A 19,614-nucleotide genomic window follows, 5' to 3' on the forward strand; every position below is an offset into this window, starting at 1 on the left:
GGAAATGAATTGTTAGAATAATTTGAGGTCATGGCAAAATTGAGACAACGCAAAAAATGACAGATGATTCCCGATAGTAGAGACGCATGGTCGTGCGTCTCTACGGTGCGTTGCCTCGATGTTGTCATGCAGTCTCCAATCACTTAAACAACACCTGCGCGAACATAAACAAATCATGCCGCCACACCGGCCAGGTATGCCCGCCCGCATATTCACTGTACTGGTACTTGACCCCCAATTCGTCGAATTTGGCCATCATGACTTTGCAATTGTTGTAGGCAATGTCGGCCTGGCCACCCATCGAAATCCACAAGTGTTTGAGGTTGGTATTGATGGTGCTCGCGTTGTTTTTCATGAACTCGTATTGAGGACCAGAAAGGGTGGTATTGTTGGCAAACCAGCCCGAACTGAATACCCCCAGGTGCGCGAAGAGGTTGGTGTTTTTGATGCCCGCGTACAAAGTTTGCAAGCCACCCATCGACAAACCAGCCAGGGCCCGGTTTTTGGCATCCGTTTCGGCCCGGAAATTGCTTTCCACGAAAGGGATTGCTCCGAGTTTCAGTTCATTTTCAAAAGCCCGCAGCACATTTTCGTTGAATCCAGCGAGGCCGCCAGCGCCGCCCATATTGCCATCGAGCATGACGATGATCATGGGTTTGGCTTTGCTTTCGGCAATCAGGTTGTCGAGGATCAGGTCGGTACGGCCCTGGGTCGCCCAACCCCTTTGGTCTTCGCCGCCACCGTGCAGGAGGTAGAGCACCGGATATTTGATGCTGGACTGATCGTATCCTGGCGGGGTGTAAACGTACATCTCCCGCCAGCTATTGGTCGCTTTGGAGAGGTAGCGCTTGATGCGGATGTCGCCGTGGGGCACGTCTTTTAAGGCATAAAAATCGCCGTCTTTGTAGGGGATTTCAATGCCACTGGCCATGCGCCCCATGCCATAAAAAGTTTCGCTGGCCGGGTCGGCTACTGCAACACCATCGATCAACAGGGAGTAGTAGTGAAAACCCCGGCTGATGGTATCCGTAGTCAGGGTCCAGAATCCGCCCGTGTCTCTGACCATGTCGTATTTTTTCCCCAAATCAATTTGTACCTTTTGAGCATCAGGTGCTTTCATGCGAAAAACGACGCGGTTGTCGGGCAGGATTTGCGGGTACTTGGCGTTGCGTACATTGCTGGTCGCAGGTGTACCGAGCACCGTATACTGTGGAAGAGAAGCGACATCGACGGGTTTGAATAAAAACTGGGAAAACATGTACAAGCCATTTTTCCACACCTTAAAATCGTGCACACCCGGCTCGATGTAATAAACGTGCGGCACGTCATTTTTGTAGAGGTAGTCGTGGGTGCGTTTGCTGAAGGTGATGAGCCCGTCATTGTCGCCACAGGAAATCCAGAGCAGTTTGAGTTGTTTTTTGGTTTCGGCGGGATTGGGCACCAATTCTTCCGGCCTTTTGGTATTAGGAGCCGAAGAGAAGCCGCCCACCCAGGCGAATTTATCCAGGTTGCCCAAACCAAAATTCAGCGACTGGCCACCACCCATCGAAAGCCCGGCGATGGCGCGGTTTTCGCGATCCGTGAGTGCCGGATAGGTTTTTTCGATGTACGGGATCAAGTCGTTCAGCAAATCCTTTTCAAAAGTAGCGAATGCCTCTACTTTGTCCCGGTCAAAAATGTTGCCCACTGCCCGGTCGTCCTTCATGGCCCGGCCATTGGGCATCACCACAATCATGGGTTTGATTTTGCCTTCGGCGAACAGGTTGTCCAAAATGACCTGGGGCTTGCCGCCGTTAAGCCATTCTTTTTCATCGCCACCAATGCCGTGCAGGAGGTAGAACACGGGGTATTTGGTCTTTTTGTTGTAACCCGGTGGGGTGTACACCAGGGCTTTGCGGGTAGCACCTACGGTTTTGGATTCATAACGGATGGTATCCAATTTACCCATGCTGATGCCCGTGCGGGCTTGGTCGAAACCTTGTGGGGCCTGTTTTTCAATCTTTTGGGCAAAAGCAAACAGATTGAATAAGGCGACGCCAACAATCGTGAACAATAGTTTTTTCATGTCTAAGTTTTTCGGCACTTTATTGGACGATTTTGTATTCCAGAAGCGGAGGACATCAATAGCCCCAGGCTTCAGCCTGGGGTCACCGCAGGGCCGATCAGTTCTATCACGAACTGCTAAAGTGCAGCTTCGCTGCTTGATTTATTCACCACGACGGACACGACGATCACGACGTTTTCGCGCTTCGCGCGATATGAACACGACGCTTGCGTCGTGTGGTGCGGAGCAAAACGTCGTGATCGTCGTGTCCGTCGTGGTGAATTATCATTTTGGCGCAGCCAAAATCAAGCGCTTAGTGTTTCAAAATTAGAACTAATCGGCCCTGGGGTTCACCGGAGCACCCCGGATTTGGGCTTTAGCCCAAGCCTTAATTTCAAACGAGGGCTAAAGCCCAGATCTGAAGGATTACGCTGACCCCAGGCTGAAGCCTGGGGCTATTGATGCCCTCCGATCAAAATGTCCAGTAGTGTGGTTTTTTGTTTGTTTGTCGTTAAATGTGGTGCTTGAGGGGCGATAAAAAATAAGTACTCATTTTGCCAGAGGATTAGATAAGTAAACGTTTCATTTTAAGTGCCTTATCTAATCCTTTGGCTCAGGAAAAATGAGTGCTTATTTTTGCCCCACTACTAAGGCTTTATTTAAAAAGCTGCTGTAAAGTACTTGTCAGATAAAGTTTGCAATTCATCCAGGTATGGCCACCGGGCACCACCAAGGTTTCGAGGTTCAATTTTTTGTCCTTGAACATCGCGATGTTTTGCTTCACACTTTCATACAAAAAGTCCTCGGTGGCGATGCTGATGCTGAACAATTTCAACTGTTTGTTCATTTGTTCCACATTCGGCGACCAGTCCGTAAAATTCTTTTTGAACTCATCCGTAGCCGTAAAAGGAGCGTAAGAACACACGTAGGCAAACTTGTCGGTATTCGTCAATCCAATGTTCAGGGTTTGACCGCCGCCGACCGAAAACCCGGCCACTGCGCGACTTTTGCTATCCGCTTGAACCAAATAGTTCGCTTCCACAAATGGGATGATGTCATTCACGATATCCTTGGTGAAATCTGGCATCGGGCTGGGCCGCACATTGCCGTAGGGCATCACGATGATCATGGGTTTGGCCTTGCCCTGGGCAATCAGGTTGTCGGCGATGAAGTTGGCATGTCCTACTTTTGTCCAGGTTTCTTCGGTATCCGAACCGCCGTGGATCAGGTAAAGCACCGGGTATTTGGTCTTGCCCGTAGGGTCATAACCCGGGGGCGTATACACCAGCAGTGGGCGCGTGGTGCCCAGGGTAGCCGATTTGTAGTAGCGGTAGCTAACTTTTCCGTGCGGCACATTTTGCAGGGAATGCACCAGCGGCTTGTCGCCGGGGATATCTACAATGCTGCGTTTGAATCTTTCGTTGGCAAAAATGTAGGTATTGTTTGGGTCGGCAATTTGTACCGTATCCACCCAAAAACTGTAGGGGTAAATGTCTGGTTCAACTGGCGGCACCGTGACGCTCCAAATGCCTCCGGTATCCTTGGTCATGGCCACCGGGGCTTTTAAAAATTCCCCACTCACGCTTACTTTTTGAGCTTTGCGGGAAAAATACCGGAAGGTGATGCTGTGATCGGGATGCACCTCTGGCGAGCTGATGGCGGGTGGCCTTTGCGCCATGGCGGCGGATGCCGCCAAAAAAACAAGAATCTGAGTTAGGTATATGCGAAGTTTCATTTGTTCAATCTTTTTTATTGGAAAAGCAATTGGGCAGTTTCAGCGAGGTATTGCTTGGCATTCATCCAGGTGTGCCCGCCGCCGCTGATTCGGCTTTTAAACTGGATGTTTTTGGCTTTCAGGTAGTCCATAAACTCAAGCGTACCTTTATACAGGAAGTCTTCATCACCTACACCAACCCAAAGCAATTTCAGCTGTTTGTTGGTCACATCGGCCTTGGCGCCGATCTGGCTGAAGTTGCGATCCATTTCAGTAGGGGAGAGGTAGGAGCTGTAGCTACACACCCAGGCAAACTTGTCCATGTTGCCAAAAGCAGCCCGCAGAGTTTGACCGCCGCCACGGGAAAATCCGCCGATGGCCCGATTTTCCCGGTTGTTGAGGGTGCGGTAGTTTTTTTCCACGTAGGGAATAACCTTGGTCAACAGATCAGTTTCAAAATCTTTCGCCCGTTTTACCGCGTCATCCCCGTCCCGAACCAATGGATCCGCTGGTTTCGAGCCACCCTTTTGTTCCGCCATCCGGGCGGCGATATTGCCATAAGGCATGACGATGATCATGGGTTTGGCTTTACCTTCGGCAATGAGGTTGTCCAGGATTAAATTGGTGCGGCCCACTTTGAAATAGGTTTCTTCGGTATCCGTCGTACCACTGATCAGGTAAAAAACGGGGTATTTTTTCGTGGGGTTTTGGTCATAACCCGGAGGGGTATAAACCACCAAAGAACCCGTCGTACCTTCCAGCGAAGGATAGTACTCATAAGTGGTGGCACCATGGGGTACATCCCTCATGGCATGGATCAAAGGGCTATCGCCTGGGACGTCCACCAAACTGGCCTTAAATCGTTCATTGGGGAAAAAGGCTACATTGGCCGGGTCCATCACCGTGACTCCATCCACCTGAAAGCTGTAGGGGTAGATGTCGGGCTTGATTGGACCTACGGTGATGCTCCAAACGCCTTGGGCATCTTTGCTCATGACCAGGGGCGCTTTTTCAAATTGAGCACTCAATTTTACTTCCTTGGCTAGTGGAGCCAGGTACCGGAAGGTAACGGTTTTGTCGGCTTGCACCTGTGGTGAAATCACCAGCGGCCCCCGGGGTGGTTGGCTTATCGCCATCCCCGACCAGAGGACCAAGGCGATGAAGAGAACATGAATCTTGATTTTCATCTTTTGTTTGTTTATAGTTTATGAATCATTGAGCTGGTAAAAAAGCCTTGGCTAGCCTTATTTCATCATCCGATCCTCAATGCGGAAATAATCAAAATCCGCATATCCCCCAATCTGCTGCGTCGCGTAGTTGAACAAGCCAAAACGATACCCCATAAAATGCGGAAGTGTGTACGACATCTTCAATTGCTCACCAATCGGATTCCAGGACTTGCCATCCAGGCTGTAGAAGAAGTTGGCTACATCCGCTTTATCTCGGAAATTGCAGGCTGCTTTAAAGTAGACCTTGTTGCCTTTCAAGGGCACCACTGGCGCTTCTACCGGTTTGCCCGATCCGGCGTTGATCATCACAATTTTCTTTTGGCCATTGATGACCTTTACACCTACCAAGCCATAGTTTTTTTGCAAAAGGCACAAACCCGCAAAATCCCCCTCTTTCAGTTTGGAAACATCCAGTGCCGTAGTTCCCGTGCATTCCGGGCCGATGGTGCGTTGCGTCAAGGTGTTTCTGGCCAGGAAAAATGAGGTGTCAAGGCGGCCGGTTTTGAGGCGAAGGTAGCCCTTGCGCTCGCTGAGCGACCAAAGTTTATTGTCCGGGTTGTGGTTCCATTGCCAGACCAAGGGTAGGGTAGGCTCTCCTTTTTTGCGGCTGAATTCATCGGAATGGACCAAACTCGGAATCAGCCCCGTGCTGGCCGGAAGATTCAAAGTTTCAGGCACTTTGCCATCTACACCCAGGATTGGCCAGCCGTCTTCCCATTTGACTGGAACGAGATAGGGAATGCGCCCCACCGCGCCAAAATCGCGGAACAAGTAAGCATACCATTGCCCATCCGGCGTGTCGATCAGGCCGCCTTGAGCTACCCCCAAATCCTGCAAGGCCAGTTTGCCTTCCCAGGGGCCAGTAATTTTATCTGCTCTATGAATCAATACGGTTCGCATGCCACCGCGGGGCCAAACGATGTTGAAGAGGTAGTATTTGCCATTGACTTTGAAGAGTTGAGAACCTTCTGATTGTAGCATGATGTTGTTGCCAGCAGGAAGGCTGGCGTTTTCAATCACCACTTGTTCCTGGGTGCCTAGTTTTACCCCCGACAAATCGGCATTGAGCTCAATCATTTTCAATTTACCCGCTCCGTAAATCATGTACACCCGGCCGTCGTCGTCAAAAAAGAGGGTGTGATCGTGGTATGAGGGTTTAAAAGACTGCACTTTCCAGGGGCCTTTTTCGATGTCTTTGGTGCTGTAGATGTGGGTTCTGCCGCTGGTCTGCGCAAAGGTCGTTACGTAGTAAGTCCCCTCATGGTAGCGAATACTACTGGCCCAGGAGCCCCGCCCGTAGGTGCTTTTGCCGTTGTTCAGGGTCATGGCATCTACGGTGGTCAAGGTATCGTAGGCGTAACCGACCATTTGCCAATTGATCAGGTCTTTGGATTTCATGATCGGCAGACCTGGACTCATGTGCATGGTCGTGCTGCTCATGTAGTAGGTGTCGCCTACCCGGATCATGGACAGGTCGGGTACATCGGCAAAGATGACGGGGTTTTGGGCTGGTTTGACCTGCGCCAGTAAACACTGAGCGGCCAGTAGAAAGAGGATGAAAATATAGGACTTCATGTTGTGATACATTTTTTTGATTTGGCTAACGCCAAATGTTTTGTAACCGCGACGACGCGACGGCGCGACGATACATGTGCTTCGCACACTTTCACGTCGTTTCACGTCGCTCATTTGGCGCAGCCAAATGAATCGTCGCGCCGTCGCGTCGTCGCGGTTACAAAAAACAAGCAGCGAAGCTGCTCAATAAGTTAAAATTAGAATCTACCTCTTCGTTTAGAAGTAACAGGAAACGAATTCCTCCCAATAGGCAACTGCCCTCTGCGGTCGTAACCGGTTTAGCAGTACAGTTTTTTGTTTGTTTACAGTTTATGTGGGGCCTATGTGTCGTTTATAGTTTAAGTGGGTACAATTCCCCTTTAGTTTTTGCGCAGCAAGCGGAGGTAATAAACCGCCCCCGCCGTATTTTGCGCCAATGCCTGAAATCTCACCCTGATCTGGGTTTTTCCTTGCAACATGGAAGCTGGAATCGCATAGTCAATGTCCTGGAATTGGGATTGATGCCACCTTCCGGTATTGTTTTCGCTGATCAACTGCTCTTCATCGATGTAGATGTCAAACTTTCGGTTGCCCCATTCTGCACCCCAGTAGCGTACCCGCAGGCTCAAATTGGTTTCGCCATTGGTGCTCATTTGATAGCTGAAATACCCGCCGTTGTTGGCGTCGCGCCAAAATTCATCCATAAAGGAACCCTTGCGCGATTGTTCACTTTGCAGGTCGTGATCTACCTCCGGTTGTTGTTCTCCGGGGGCTACAAAATCAAGGGTACGTTTTTGCAAGGCTAGTTTTTCTTTTTCAAGCCCGGCAATCGAATCGAGGTAGGATTGGTACTTTGTACCTGTCAAGGCCATCCAGTATATCATGTAGCGGGCATCATGGATGCGGTAAAATGGCTCCAGTACCAAATTGCTGGAGTTGACCATTTTTATATTTGTAGCGGTAAAACTGAGCGGTTTGCCTTTGATGGGTACGAGCTTTTTGCCAATTGCATCCACTGCATCCTCAATGATAATGGGCGCTTTGTCGATGGGCAACCTTTCCCCACTCGCAATATGCCCCCAGCGGCTATCGTCGGCAACCAAACCTTTTAATCCTTCGGTTCCGGTTTTTGCGCCTAGTAGAATGGGGCCATGCATCAACGCGATGTACTCGGGCACGTTTGCCAGGTGCTCAACGGTATTACGCATCGGCAGTATGATTTGTACCACATCCCCTTTTTTCCAAAGCCGATTGACTCCAACATATCCAGAAGCTGAGGTGGTATAAGCGATGCGCTTGTTGTTGACCTTGATTTGTAGCACCCCATGCTGTACCCAGGAAGGATAACGGATCATCAGTGTAAATCGGGCATTGCCTTCGGTGATGCTCAATTTCGTTTGTTCTTCCTCCGGGAACCTGGTCTCCTGTTTGAGCACGATTCCCTTCGCCCGCCAATTCAATGCCGAAGCAATAAATAAATTCAGGAACAGGGAATCTTTTTGGTGGGTGTAAATCAGCTGATTGTATTTTCCGTGGTTTTCCATGCCACTACCAACACAACACCACATGCCTTGATTGGGAGCTGAATACACCCGATAATGGCGTGGCCGAGCCGGGGTGAAGTACACATAACCGCCGTGCTCGGGATGCTGGGTAGAAAGGATGTGGTTGTACAAGGTCCGTTCGTAATAATCCATGTAGCGGGCGGATGGATTGGCACGGAACAAATCCTCGGTCAGTTTGAGCATATTGTAGGAGTTGCAAGACTCGGGGCCTTCCACATCGTGCACAAAGTCCCGACCAGCTGCTACGCTGGGAAAAAACTCCCGACGGCTGTTTCCGCCCAGGGCCAGGCTGCGCTTGCTGGTAACGGTTTCCCAGAAAAAGCGACCAGCTTTGGCGTATTTTTCTTCCTTACTCAGTTCCGCAATGCGTTGGAAACCCACCGCCTTGGGCACTTGGGTATTGGCGTGTTTGTTGTCCAGGTTGTCCTGGCCCATCGATAGTGGATCGAGTAAGGCCTGATGGGAAAAGCGTTTTGCCGCCTTCAGGTATTTTTCGTCCCGGGTCATTTGGTAGGCATCCGCAAAAATCTCGTTCATGCCGCCGTGTTCGATGTCCAACATGGATTGCATCTGCGCTTCACTCAAATTGGCAGTAATGGCGATGCCCCAATCGCAGAAGTTTAAAAACAGCGTTTTGGCCGTCGCATCACCCGTATACAACCAGGCGTCGCGCAAACCCGAATACATTTTATGCACATTGTACCAGGGCACCCAGGCAGCACGTAAGGCTTTAAAATCACCATTTTTGAAGGTCGACCAGATTTCGGCACTTTTGGGCACTCCTCCGAGGTAGCCAATTCCCCAGCTCGGGTGATTGAGGGCCTGAGCTTCCTGACAAGCTTTGAGCTCACTGAGTAGGTACTCCATGCGCTTTTTGCACTCGGCATTCCCGGTCGCGGCATTTATAGCCATGGCAGAGAGGTAGTGCCCACCGACGTGCCCATCAAGGCCATCCCAATTGGAATAACTTGCCGCTTTTTCGGGGAGCCCGGCCTCCTTGCGGTAGGGATTCAACATCCGGTCTACATCGTATTGCAACAGGGTTTGAATGTTCAAATCCCGAGCATGTTTGAAAGGCCCCTCCAACAAACTTACCTCCGCCAGCGAAAATGAATTGGAATAAAGCCGCTCCTGGGCATTGGTGCTGCAAATACCCAGGAGGCTACATATATTGGCTATGAGCAAGAATCTTCTCATGCTGCAATTATTTGAACATGGGGTCATTGCCGCCATATTTCAGGTACTTGAAAGAAGCCGAGTTGGTGCTGCTTTGTCCGGAAGAAGTGGCGTACATCCCGTACAAACAGCCGATGAAACTGCCTGCCGCTTTGGTGCTGAGGAATTTGGCGTCTACTTTCTCTTTGAGCGGCTTCCAGGTTTTGAAATCCTCCGAACAGTAAAAACTGTAGGTGTCGCCCGCTGAACTGATGCGCAATCCTACTGATTTTGCTGAGGCTTTCACCGGAATTTCAGCAAGCAATTCCATGGATTTCTCCGTGGTCATACTTTTGTACAATTGAACGACCGCTTTACCCTGCGACTGGGATTTGCACAGGTAGTAAAAATGTTTTTCATCCTGGAGAATCACCAAGCCCGCTTTTTCATGTTCCGCAGTGGGGCTGAAGCTCAAAGCCGTTTCCGCTGTGCTGTACAGGTGCTGTTGGCGTTTGCCGATGAAAGAGGGATTGCTGAAATCCATCACGGTCTCAGGCTTCAGTTTCAAAGTGAGCCCCTGCTTTTTGGACAAGGAAAAAGAGCTACTGTCTATTTTGCGCATGAACAGCAGAGCTGGGTCCAGGCTTTTTTCAAAAGTCAGGGTGTATTGAAAATTACCTGCTTGTGGCAAGGCACCTTTTAGTTTCACTTCTTTGTACTTGGCCATGTAGGAATATTGGATCTCCTTGTGGTCGGGATTGATGATGGGCCAGTCGTTTTTCCATTCCACGGGGGCGATGAAAGTTTCCCGGCCAGTGTTGTAATAGTCGCCCTCATAAGGCCTTACCGCCAAAAATACGGCGTAGGTTTTGCCATCTGGCCCTTCTACAAACTGGGCGTGCCCTGCGGAAGTAATCGGGTCTTTGCGGTCGGCGGGTAAATCGCGCTGGGTCAAAATCGGGTTTTGCTCGTAAGGAACGAAGGGGCCCCAAATCGATTTGCTGCGCAAAACCACCTCGGAGTGATTGACGGAGGTACCTCCTTCGGCGGCATACAAATAGTACCAGCCATTCTTTTTCAGGAAGTGTGGCGCTTCAATCCAGACTGGTTTTTTGGTGATGTCGACCCCGCCATTGATCAATTGTACTTCTTCCCCAACGACCTTCAGCGCTACGGGGTCAAATTCCTGCATTCTGACGGTGCGGTGGCCCGAGTACAAGGGTTTGCGGTCGGGCGCGTCGCTGTTGTATACGATGTAGGCCTTGTCGTCTTCGTCGAAGTAAATAGAGGGGTCAATGCCGCGCACCTGTGGAATCTTCACCGGGTCGCTCCAGGGACCTGCTGGGTCTTTGGCAGTTACGACAAAGTTGCCATCGTGGTCAATGTCGGTGCAAACCACGTAAAAAGTGCCTTTATGGTAACTGATGGACGGGGCAAACAAGCCGCGAGTCAAACGTTCCCCCATAAAATCCATCTGGGAGTTGCGGTGGATGACGTTACCGATTTGTTTCCAGTTTTTCAAATCCTTACTGTGAAATACCGGGATGCCAGGGAAGTAGGAAAAGGTGGAATGGACGAGGTAATAATCCTTGCCCACCTGCGTGACGCTTGGATCGGGATAAAACCCGGTCAGGATCGGGTTGGGAATGGTGATTTGAGCCAAACTGATTTGGCTGGCGAAAAGAACAATGACGATTATTTGATATAGTTTATGCATGACTGCGTTTTTTGAAATTTGAAAAAATGTTGGTAGCTATTTAGCACCTCCACCTGCGGTGGATTTCACATCCTATTTTTTTACCACAAAGACACGAAGACACAACTTAGAGCTTAATGTCTTTGTGCCTTTGTGTCTTCGTGTCTTTGTGGTAAAAAATCCCGCCGCAGGCGGTTGCTAAATAGCGCCCACGTAGTGGCAGGTAAAATGTCAAATGAGACCTCAAATTACTGCCCAATAAAAGTATAAACCACCCCCTTCTGGGTAGCCACATCATACAACATGGTCGCTTTCAACTCTAGCGGCTTAATCGTTGATTTTTCAGAAACAATCGGCGCCGGGGTATCTTCGGTTTGATAAAAAGGGTTCGGGTTTTTGCCCGTAGCTACTTTCAAACTTGCCCCGTTGCTCAGTTTCAGGGCATTGGGTACCCGCAAGCGCAGGTTGCCACCCAGGGTAGATTTTACCACCAGTTTTACCACCTTGCCATTCTTCCATTGCAAGTCTACCACTTCAAAACCACCCCAGGCCCGCAGCCCGGTAATGCTGCCAGTGGGCCACACATCGGGCAAGGCGGGCAATACATGAAGGGCCGCATCGGAACTTTGCAACAACATTTCGGTGATGCCCGAGGTACAGCCAAAATTGCCGTCAATCTGGAACGGTGGGTGTGCATCGAAGAGGTTGTTGTAGGTGCCGCCGCCATCGGGATTTACGCCCAGTGGAGTCAACTGGTTTTGGATCAATTTGTAGGCATGGTTTCCATCCTGCAATTTGGCCCACCAGTTCACCTTCCAACCCATACTCCAACCCGTGGATACATCGCCCCGTTGCAACAGGGTGTTGCGGGAAGCAGCGAAAAGCTCAGGGGTGCGGTAAGGCGAAATCTGATTGGAAGGAAACAAACCGTACAAGTGCGATACGTGACGGTGATGGTCATCGGGAGCATCAATATCTTCCAGCCATTCCTGCAACTGGTTGTGTTGGCCAATGTGCATGGGGGCAAGGCGACTGCGCATTTGTTTCAGGGTGTCGACAAAGGCCGCATCCTTGCCCAGTAGCTGGGCAGTGCGAATGGTTGAACTGAAAACGTCGTAAACAATCTGGTTGTCCATGGTCGTTCCAGCATCCAGGGAGGAGCCATCGTGTGCTTTGGGCGCGTTTTCAGGAGAGTTGCCCGGGCTGACTACCAACCATTTGTACTGGGGGTGTTCAATCAAAAAATCAACATAAAACAGGGCAGCTCCTTTGAGCGCAGGGTAAACGCTGGCCAGGTACGTTTTATCCCCATTGTAGAGGTAATGCTCCCAAAGGTGTTGGGTGAGCCAGGCACCTCCTGCGGTCCACATGCCCCAAAACGCCCCGTCGATCGCGCCATTCATGCGCCAGATGTCGGTGTTGTGGTGGGCCATCCAACCACGGGTGCCGTACATGGTTCGGGCGGTTTCTTGGCCAGTGATCGAGAGTTCTTTGACCATCTCCAGGAGTGGTTGATGCAGCTCAGCGAGGTTGGTGCGCTCGGCGGGCCAGTAGTTCATCTCCGTGTTGATGTTGATGGTGTACTTGCTGTCCCAGGGTGGATTGAGGCGATTGTTCCAGATGCCTTGCAGGTTGGCGGGTTGGCCGCCCGGCTGGGAGGAAGAAATCAACAAATACCGGCCAAACTGGTAGTATAAACTGACCATGTGTGGGTCATTGGTACTGCTGAAGTTTTTCAGGCGTTCGTCGGTTGGAAAATTGGCGGCGGGAGTTGTGCCTAAATCCAGCTTGACTCGATTAAAGTATTTTTGGTAAGCGGCAATGTGCCCAGCCAGGATGGTGGCATAAGCCTTGGGATAGGCCTTGTTCAGGTAATCCGCAGCCCGCTTTTCCTCATCCCCGCTGATGTCCTTGTAATTGTTGAAGTTGGTGGCGATCGAGATAAAGATGGTGGCGGAATTGGCCCCATTTACCGTGAGCGAAGTATCGTTGGAGCTCAGGCTGCCACCATCCAGTTTGATGCGGGTGATGCCTTTAAATTCAACCAAACCTTTTACCCCTTCGTGGTCGCTGGTGGTACCACTTATGGTCAGGTCTTTGGTCGCGGTGGTGGCGAAGACTTTTTTGCGCTGGGGAGAAGAGTAATTGGCGGAAAAAGAAAGGCTTCCAGGTTTGCTGGCTGTGAGCCGCATCACGATCACCCGATCGGGAAAAGAAGCCAGGGCCTCTCTGGTGTAGGTGACGCCATCCACCACATAAGTCGTTTTAGCTACGGCTTTTTCGATGTCCAGTTCGCGGTAATAATTGCTGAATTTTTCATGGCCCGGGAAGGAGAGGTGGAGACTACCAACTGGCTGGAACATTTGACCATGCGACTTTTTGGTGATGATGACCCGATTGGCCAGTCTTTCCGCTACTTTGTGGTTGCCTTCAAAAATCAGCTTTCTGATTTCGGCCAATGAATCCAAAGACGCTGGATTGTCGTTGCGATTGGGGCTGCCGCTCCAAACCGTGTGTTCGTTGAGCTGAATGGTCTCTTTGTCTACATTGCCATAAATCATGGCTCCCTGGCGACCATTGCCGATGGGGAGGGCATTTTCCCATCTAGTGCCCGAAGCTTGATTGTACCAGAGTTTTAAGCCTGGTTTTTCCTGAGAAAAACCCAAAGTGCTTACCAGGAGTAAACCCAAAAGGAGTGATTGTTGCATCGTAGTAGGTTTGGCAGAGTTTGATTTTACGCGCTAAAGCGTCACAATTTGGGGTTTTGTTTGAAATTGAAAATGAGTTATTTACATTTATTCAATCGATTGAATTTTTGAATAAAAAAAGTCAAAAGCTCGAATGTGGAACTTCGACCATGGCTTTGATTACGCCGTTTGCCGGGTTGAGCCAATTTTCAAATTCGCTACTCACCTCATCAAACATGACCCGATGAGTGATGTAGGTGGCCGGGTTGATTTTTTTCTGCTTCAAACAGTTAATCACTTGTTCAAAATCCTGCCGGGTGGCGTTGCGGCTGCTCATCAAAGTCCCTTCCCGCTTGTGGAATTCGGGGTGGCTGAAAGAGATATCCCCTTTTTGCAGGCCAATCAAAACGTAGCGAGCTCCGTGCGCCATGTATTGAAAAGCATTATTGATGGCTTTCAGGCTTCCCGTAGCATCGATGACTACGGTGGGCATATCGCCATTGGTGATGTCCATCAGTTGTTCAACGACATTTTCGGCCTGTGCATTGACCACATGGGGCACTTTGAGTTTATCTTTACAAAACTGCAGGCGATGCTCGTTGATGTCGAGGGCGATAACTTTTCCTCCGGCAATCCGGGCAAATTCCATGGTTCCCAAACCGATTGGCCCCGCCCCAATTACCAGCACAAACTCTCCTTTGGAAATGTTCGCTCGTTGTACTCCGTGTGCACCGATGGCCAATGGTTCTACCAGGGCCAGTTCATCAAAAGTCAGGCCCTCACCGTGCACCAATGTTGAAGAAGGCACCGAAAGGTACTCCACCATACCCCCGTCGATGTGGACGCCACAAACTTGCAGTTGGGTGCAACAGTTGGACTTACCTACCCGACATGCCACACAGGTACCACAACTGAAGTAGGGGATAAAAGTAACTGACTCGCCATGCATAAACCCCGGGGCATCGTCGAACTCGGCCAGGATGCCCGAAAGTTCATGGCCCAAAATCCGCGGGTAGCTAAAATAGGGCTGGGTACCTTCAAAAGCATGCAGGTCGGTACCACAAATACCGATGCGTTTAATTTTAATGATGGCTCTGCCTGGCTCCAGTTGGGGCTTTTCTTTGGTGGCGTAAACCAGCTCCCCTGGTTTGATGCAGGTCAGTACCTTCATTTTTTTGTTGATTACCATAAAGTGAGTTCAAAACTTATTTTAGCCCCTTAGAGCCTACCAAGCTGGATCAAATTTAGCTAAAGTTATTAATGTGATTTGTACAATTAATCATAAAAATTTGCAAGCAAGTATTCATTGTAATCTTTTTGAACTCCCCCGGATGAGCAGATCGCTCGCGATGATCTCCACTTTATCCTCTGGTGCAGTGGTTTTTCCATTCAAGATGAACTCAAAATAGATCTGCGCAGCCCGTTTTCCCAACTCTTTACTCCTTTGGTCAACAGAGGAGAGGGCGGGTTTAACGATGGGTGCGAATACCTCATTGGCAAAACCAAATATGCCCAATTGTGAGGGCACCTGGATGCCCATGGACTCCGCGACTTGTAAAACCCCCAAAGACAGGTGATCCGAAATGCTGAGAAAAGCATCCGGTGGTTCTTTTAACACCAGGAGTTCTCTGGCCACTTCAATGGCTTCCTCTCTGGACAAGGCATTCTCTACGATAAAATTATACGGTATACTCAATTCATGTTCTTTGATGGCCTGGATAAAACCTTCTTTTCGAAGCCCAAAGGTAGCAAGGTGGCTAGGCCCGCCAATAAAGGCAATTTTCCGGTAGCCCTGCTCAATCAGGCTTTTGGACACTTTGTAGGTGATCTCCTTATTGTCATTTAAAATCTTGAAGCTATCCACTTGCTCCATGCAGCGATCGAACTGAATGAGCTCAATATTGTGTTTTTGAATATTTTGAAGATGCGCTGCGGTTTTAGTCTCCGCCGAAACGGAAATCAGAATACAATCGACATTTTGATGAACCAGGGTATCAATGGCTTTGCACTCGTGCTGAAAAGATTCATGCGACTGGCAAATGATCAAACTATGGTTGTTTTGAAAGCATACTTCTTCGATCCCGGAGATGGCCTCCGAAAAAAAATACTGATTGATGTGTGGGACAATTACCCCTATGGTTTTGGATGAACCCTGGCGTAGATTAGCGGCATGAGAATTGTGCTTGTAGTTGAGCTCGCGCGCTTTTTGCTTTACACTCTCGCTTACTTTGGGATTGATCGATGGATGGTCATTCAACGCCCTTGATACGTAAGAGGCAGAAATGCCTAACTCTTTGGCTAAATCATAAATGGTTATCCGCTTTCGACTCATGTCAAATGGTTCAAAATGGGCTAATGTCACAAGCATCAAGAGATTTGTGGCACTAATTTGATTCTGCAAATCTAAAATTTTTCTGCTTCTTTCAAAGCCTGATTTGCAGCCTTAGACAAGCTCTTATCCCATCACTTTTTCCACAACTCATCGATCTCCGCCGCTGGGAAATTCCGGCGGGTGCGCCAGGACTGCGACTGATAACTTGTTCCTTTGGACATCACCAATGCCCACAAACCATTCCCGTAGGTCAGGTTGGTGATGTGGTAACCCTTGTCCCACAATTCCTGGATTTCATCTTTGGGGTAATAATTGCGGGTGCGCCAGAGTTGGAGCTGATAACCTGCATTTTTGGACATGACCAATGCCCACAGCCCATTGCCATAGGTCAGGCTGGTGATGTGGTAACCCTGATCCCAAAATTCCTTGATTTCGTCTTTGGGAAAATACGAACGGGTACGCCAGATTTGTCCAGTATAGCCAGTGCCTTTGGACATCACCAGGGCCCAGAGCCCATTGCCGTAACTGATGCTATTGATGTAGTAGCCACTGTCCCATAAGGTGTTGATTTCTGCCTCCGGAAAATTCGGGCGGGTGCGCCACAATTGATCACTCAATCCTGTACCCTGCGACATCACAAGGGCCCACAAACCACCACCATAGCTCAAATTGCTGATCTGGTAGCCTTTACCCCAGAACTCCTGGATTTCCGCATTGGGAAAATTGGGGCGGGTGCGCCAGATCTGGGCATTGGTTACCTTGTTTTTGGACATGGTCAAAGACCAGATGCTGTCGCCATAAGTCAGCCCGCTGATGCGGTAAAGTTGCTTGGGCGTTTCTTTATTGGTCGTGGTAGGGTTAGACTTCGGATAAATGGTGGCGATGGTCTTTTTGTCGCCCGCCGAAAGGAGGTAATTCCAACCTACTTCGTAACCGTCCAGCGTAAATTCTTTGCTGACCGGGTAATGCATGATCGACTTGGGGTCGTATTCGCCGTTGGTTTGGGTCACCGAATATTTGTTCAATACGTTTTTGTCGACGTCTTCCTTGCTCCAGTTCTGGGTTTGCATGTAGTGGGCGTACACCTTGGGGATGTTCCACTTGATGCCCGAAAGTGGGCTGAGGTGTTCGTGCAACAAACCCAAGGCGTGGCCAAACTCGTGCAAGATGGTGCGCCGGAATTCCTGGTCTGTAGTTTTTTCATTGAACCAACCATAATTCATCGAAGGGCCATTCAACCCACTGACCGACCTTCCAGTATTGACATCTACCGAAAACTGATTGGATTGCTTGCCGATCAAAGACCAAGAGCCTTTGCCTGGATAAAAGGAAATGCGAATGTCGGCGCCAGCCCGGTTGACAAATTCAAAGCGCAGATTGGCGTAAGTGCCCCACTCTACCGCGTACTGCTTGACCTTGTTTTGCAAAAATGCCGATCCATTGATGAAACTTACCGTGATGATTTTGTGGTCATCGTCCCAGCGCAGATCGTTGTAATACACCCCCTGGTACAAGGAAGAGTTCAGGGTGGGAAAAACGATGTCTTGGCAGGATTGCACTTGGGCAAAGGCCCACTGGGCCAGGGCCAAAAACAATAGGGTGAATATGGGTCTCATAGCTGTTTTTATCAACTTTTATTAATGAGCGCCGAAGACGTGTTTTATCTAAGATGCCCTAAGGTGCCTTAGGTGGTTCAAATAAAAAACCTCTAAATTTCCAACCAATATTAGGCTTGTTTTTTGAACCACCTTAGGCACCTAAGGGCACCTTAGTTAGGCCTCCGGACAGGATAAATCCTATCTTTTAGCCCTGCTTCACCAATTCCATGATCCGAATCTGTTCCACAATATCCTCCAGCGCAATCGCCGGTGCAGCCCCATTCTGAATCACGTCGTGGATATTTTGGAAAAGTGGCGCCCAGTTTCCTGGCAGAGGCTCTACCCGCCCGCGCAAGTGTAATCCACCAATTTCGGTATTGATGATGGCCCAATTGGCTTCCGGCTCAATTCCAAACCCTGGCATCCCCGGCATAATCCCCGCCTTGAGGTGATCTTCCTGTACATCAATGCCGTATTTGACAAAAGAACCTTTGGTTCCCTGAATGATGTAGCGGGGGGTATCCTCCCGGACCAGAATGCTACTTTTCAGGTTGACTTTGATTTTGCCGTAATCCAGTTTCACATCAAAAGCATCGTCGACTTCGGAGTGTTCACGCTGAGTCCAGGTTTCGCCCCATACCGATTTGGGCTTGCCAAATAGCAGCAGGGTTTGATCCAGAATATGTGAACCGAGGTCATATAAAATACCATTGCCAGGCGCGATGACTTCTTTCCATTTTTTGGGGTTGAGTACAGGTTTGTAGCGGTTAAAATGGGCCTCGTAACTCAATACATCCCCGATCAAACCTTCGGCAATGACTTTTTGAACGGTCAAAAAATCGCTGTCCCAACGGCGGTTTTGGAATACAAACAGGTGTTTGCCCAGTGATTTCGCCAACGCGACCAAGGTTTCAGCCTCGGCGGCAGTGGCTGTGAAAGGCTTCTCCACCAATACATGTTTACCTGCCTTCAAACAACGCTGGGTGTACTCAAAATGGGTTTCATTGGGAGAAGCCACACTCACCAGATCAATTTCGGGATCAGCCAATACGTCATCCAGGCTAGTCGCTTTTTGCACCCCTAGATAAATATCCTGTGGGTTTTGGTTGTTGCTGACGATGGTTTTGAGCCGAAAATTGGGATTTGCTAAAAAGAAAGGCGCTTGCAAATAACGCCCGGAAAGGCCAAATCCTAGGATTGCTACGGTGGTCATGGTGCTTGATTGAATTAAGAGTAGAATTGGTGGTGAAGGTAATCAAGGTAAGGCAAAAGCCACATATTGATCACCGGATTTACTTTTGAGTTTTCCGCCGCCGCAGGCAATCACCACGTACTGCTTGCCCCGCACAGCGTATACACTTGGCGAGGCGTAACCTGCTGTGGGAAGGGCTGTCTGCCAGAGGGTTTTACCCGTATTGCGGTCAATGGCGCGGAACCGCTGGTCTTTACTCGCCGCAATAAACAGCAGCCCCCCTGCAGTAACGGCGGGGCCACCATAATTGTCAGTGCCCGTGGGAGGAATACCTTTGGCGCTCAGCTCAGGGTATTCACCTAGCGGGACTTGCCAACGGCGTTTTCCAGTATTCAAATCGATCGCAGTCAAAGTACCCCAGGGCGGCTCGCTGACTGGGTAGCCATTGCGGTCGTACCAACGGTTGTAGCCCGTGTGCTTGTAAGGAACGGTGGTGAGTTTTTCTCCTTTGGGCGCTTTTAAGCTCGTGTTTTTGCCAAATAAATAGTCCACTACGGCTTTCAATTCCGCTTCTTTCAATTGAGTCAAGGCGGGCATCATGCCGCGCCCTTTGGCGATGATTTGTCGAATCCCGGCCTCATCGTATTTGCCAGCAATGTTCTGCAAGCCCGGATAGGTGCCATCGTGGTTGCCCTCGCGGTTTTCGCCATGGCAGGAACCGCAATAGCTGAGGTAAATTTGTTTGCCGGTTTTGAGGGCCTTGCTATCGTCGGCAGGTGGTGCATCAACCAGCGAACTGTACACCGGATTTTCCTTGGCCGGGACGTACATGACGCTGTTTTCATCCA

General features: G+C 49.7%; 12 protein-coding genes. All 12 read right to left on the reverse strand.

Going from position 1 to position 19,614, the window contains the following annotated elements; all coding sequences use genetic code 11:
* Positions 1-139: 139 nt before the first annotated feature.
* Positions 140-2,065 carry an alpha/beta hydrolase-fold protein gene (locus ACO08K_RS20445; RefSeq protein ID WP_421798271.1) on the reverse strand — a complete coding sequence of 642 codons (1,926 nt, stop codon included), beginning with the start codon at positions 2,063-2,065 and terminating at the stop codon, positions 140-142.
* 634 nt (positions 2,066-2,699) lie between these two features.
* Complete coding sequence (locus ACO08K_RS20450) at positions 2,700-3,779, reverse strand: alpha/beta hydrolase (protein WP_421798272.1); 1,080 nt, start codon at positions 3,777-3,779, stop codon at positions 2,700-2,702.
* A gap of 14 nt (positions 3,780-3,793) precedes the next feature.
* Positions 3,794-4,945, reverse strand: a complete 1,152-nt coding sequence (locus tag ACO08K_RS20455) for an alpha/beta hydrolase-fold protein (protein WP_421798273.1) — start codon at positions 4,943-4,945, stop codon at positions 3,794-3,796.
* A gap of 57 nt (positions 4,946-5,002) precedes the next feature.
* A complete protein-coding gene (locus tag ACO08K_RS20460) occupies positions 5,003-6,562 on the reverse strand; it encodes a glycoside hydrolase 43 family protein (RefSeq protein ID WP_421798274.1) in 1,560 nt (519 codons plus the stop codon).
* A 359-nt stretch (positions 6,563-6,921) separates the two neighbouring features.
* Positions 6,922-9,303, reverse strand: coding sequence for a beta-L-arabinofuranosidase domain-containing protein (locus tag ACO08K_RS20465; RefSeq protein ID WP_421798275.1), 2,382 nt, complete (start codon positions 9,301-9,303; stop codon positions 6,922-6,924).
* A gap of 7 nt (positions 9,304-9,310) precedes the next feature.
* Positions 9,311-10,978: a glycoside hydrolase family 43 protein gene (locus ACO08K_RS20470; RefSeq protein ID WP_421798276.1), complete on the reverse strand. Its 1,668-nt coding sequence runs from the start codon at positions 10,976-10,978 to the stop codon at positions 9,311-9,313.
* Positions 10,979-11,205: 227 nt separating this feature from the next.
* A complete protein-coding gene (locus tag ACO08K_RS20475; RefSeq protein ID WP_421798277.1) occupies positions 11,206-13,665 on the reverse strand; it encodes a glycoside hydrolase family 95 protein in 2,460 nt (819 codons plus the stop codon).
* Positions 13,666-13,786: 121 nt separating this feature from the next.
* Entirely contained in the window at positions 13,787-14,815 is a 1,029-nt protein-coding gene (locus tag ACO08K_RS20480; protein ID WP_421798278.1) for a zinc-binding alcohol dehydrogenase family protein, read from the reverse strand.
* A gap of 132 nt (positions 14,816-14,947) precedes the next feature.
* Entirely contained in the window at positions 14,948-16,012 is a 1,065-nt protein-coding gene (locus tag ACO08K_RS20485; protein WP_421798279.1) for a LacI family DNA-binding transcriptional regulator, read from the reverse strand.
* Between the two features lie 95 nt (positions 16,013-16,107).
* Complete coding sequence (locus ACO08K_RS20490; protein ID WP_421798280.1) at positions 16,108-17,592, reverse strand: DUF7477 domain-containing protein; 1,485 nt, start codon at positions 17,590-17,592, stop codon at positions 16,108-16,110.
* 187 nt (positions 17,593-17,779) lie between these two features.
* Positions 17,780-18,787: a Gfo/Idh/MocA family oxidoreductase gene (locus ACO08K_RS20495; protein WP_421798281.1), complete on the reverse strand. Its 1,008-nt coding sequence runs from the start codon at positions 18,785-18,787 to the stop codon at positions 17,780-17,782.
* Positions 18,788-18,829: 42 nt separating this feature from the next.
* A partial coding sequence (locus ACO08K_RS20500; protein ID WP_421798282.1) for a c-type cytochrome occupies positions 18,830-19,614 on the reverse strand: 785 nt, incomplete at its 5' end.

Source organism: Haliscomenobacter sp., from assembly GCF_965225875.1.
In the GTDB taxonomy this organism is placed as follows: Bacteria; Bacteroidota; Bacteroidia; order Chitinophagales; family Saprospiraceae; genus Haliscomenobacter.

Excerpts from the sequence above, each read along its gene's own strand:
- ACO08K_RS20480 (WP_421798278.1), bottom strand. The coding sequence starts at position 14,815 with ATGAAGGTACTGACCTGCATCAAACCAGGGGAGCTGGTTTACGCCACC.
- ACO08K_RS20465 (WP_421798275.1), bottom strand. The coding sequence starts at position 9,303 with ATGAGAAGATTCTTGCTCATAGCCAATATATGTAGCCTCCTGGGTATT.
- ACO08K_RS20460 (WP_421798274.1), bottom strand. The coding sequence starts at position 6,562 with ATGAAGTCCTATATTTTCATCCTCTTTCTACTGGCCGCTCAGTGTTTA.
- ACO08K_RS20475 (WP_421798277.1), bottom strand. The coding sequence starts at position 13,665 with ATGCAACAATCACTCCTTTTGGGTTTACTCCTGGTAAGCACTTTGGGT.
- ACO08K_RS20490 (WP_421798280.1), bottom strand. The coding sequence starts at position 17,592 with ATGAGACCCATATTCACCCTATTGTTTTTGGCCCTGGCCCAGTGGGCC.
- ACO08K_RS20445 (WP_421798271.1), bottom strand. The coding sequence starts at position 2,065 with ATGAAAAAACTATTGTTCACGATTGTTGGCGTCGCCTTATTCAATCTG.
- ACO08K_RS20470 (WP_421798276.1), bottom strand. The coding sequence starts at position 10,978 with ATGCATAAACTATATCAAATAATCGTCATTGTTCTTTTCGCCAGCCAA.
- ACO08K_RS20450 (WP_421798272.1), bottom strand. The coding sequence starts at position 3,779 with ATGAAACTTCGCATATACCTAACTCAGATTCTTGTTTTTTTGGCGGCA.
- ACO08K_RS20495 (WP_421798281.1), bottom strand. The coding sequence starts at position 18,787 with ATGACCACCGTAGCAATCCTAGGATTTGGCCTTTCCGGGCGTTATTTG.
- ACO08K_RS20485 (WP_421798279.1), bottom strand. The coding sequence starts at position 16,012 with ATGCTTGTGACATTAGCCCATTTTGAACCATTTGACATGAGTCGAAAG.
- ACO08K_RS20455 (WP_421798273.1), bottom strand. The coding sequence starts at position 4,945 with ATGAAAATCAAGATTCATGTTCTCTTCATCGCCTTGGTCCTCTGGTCG.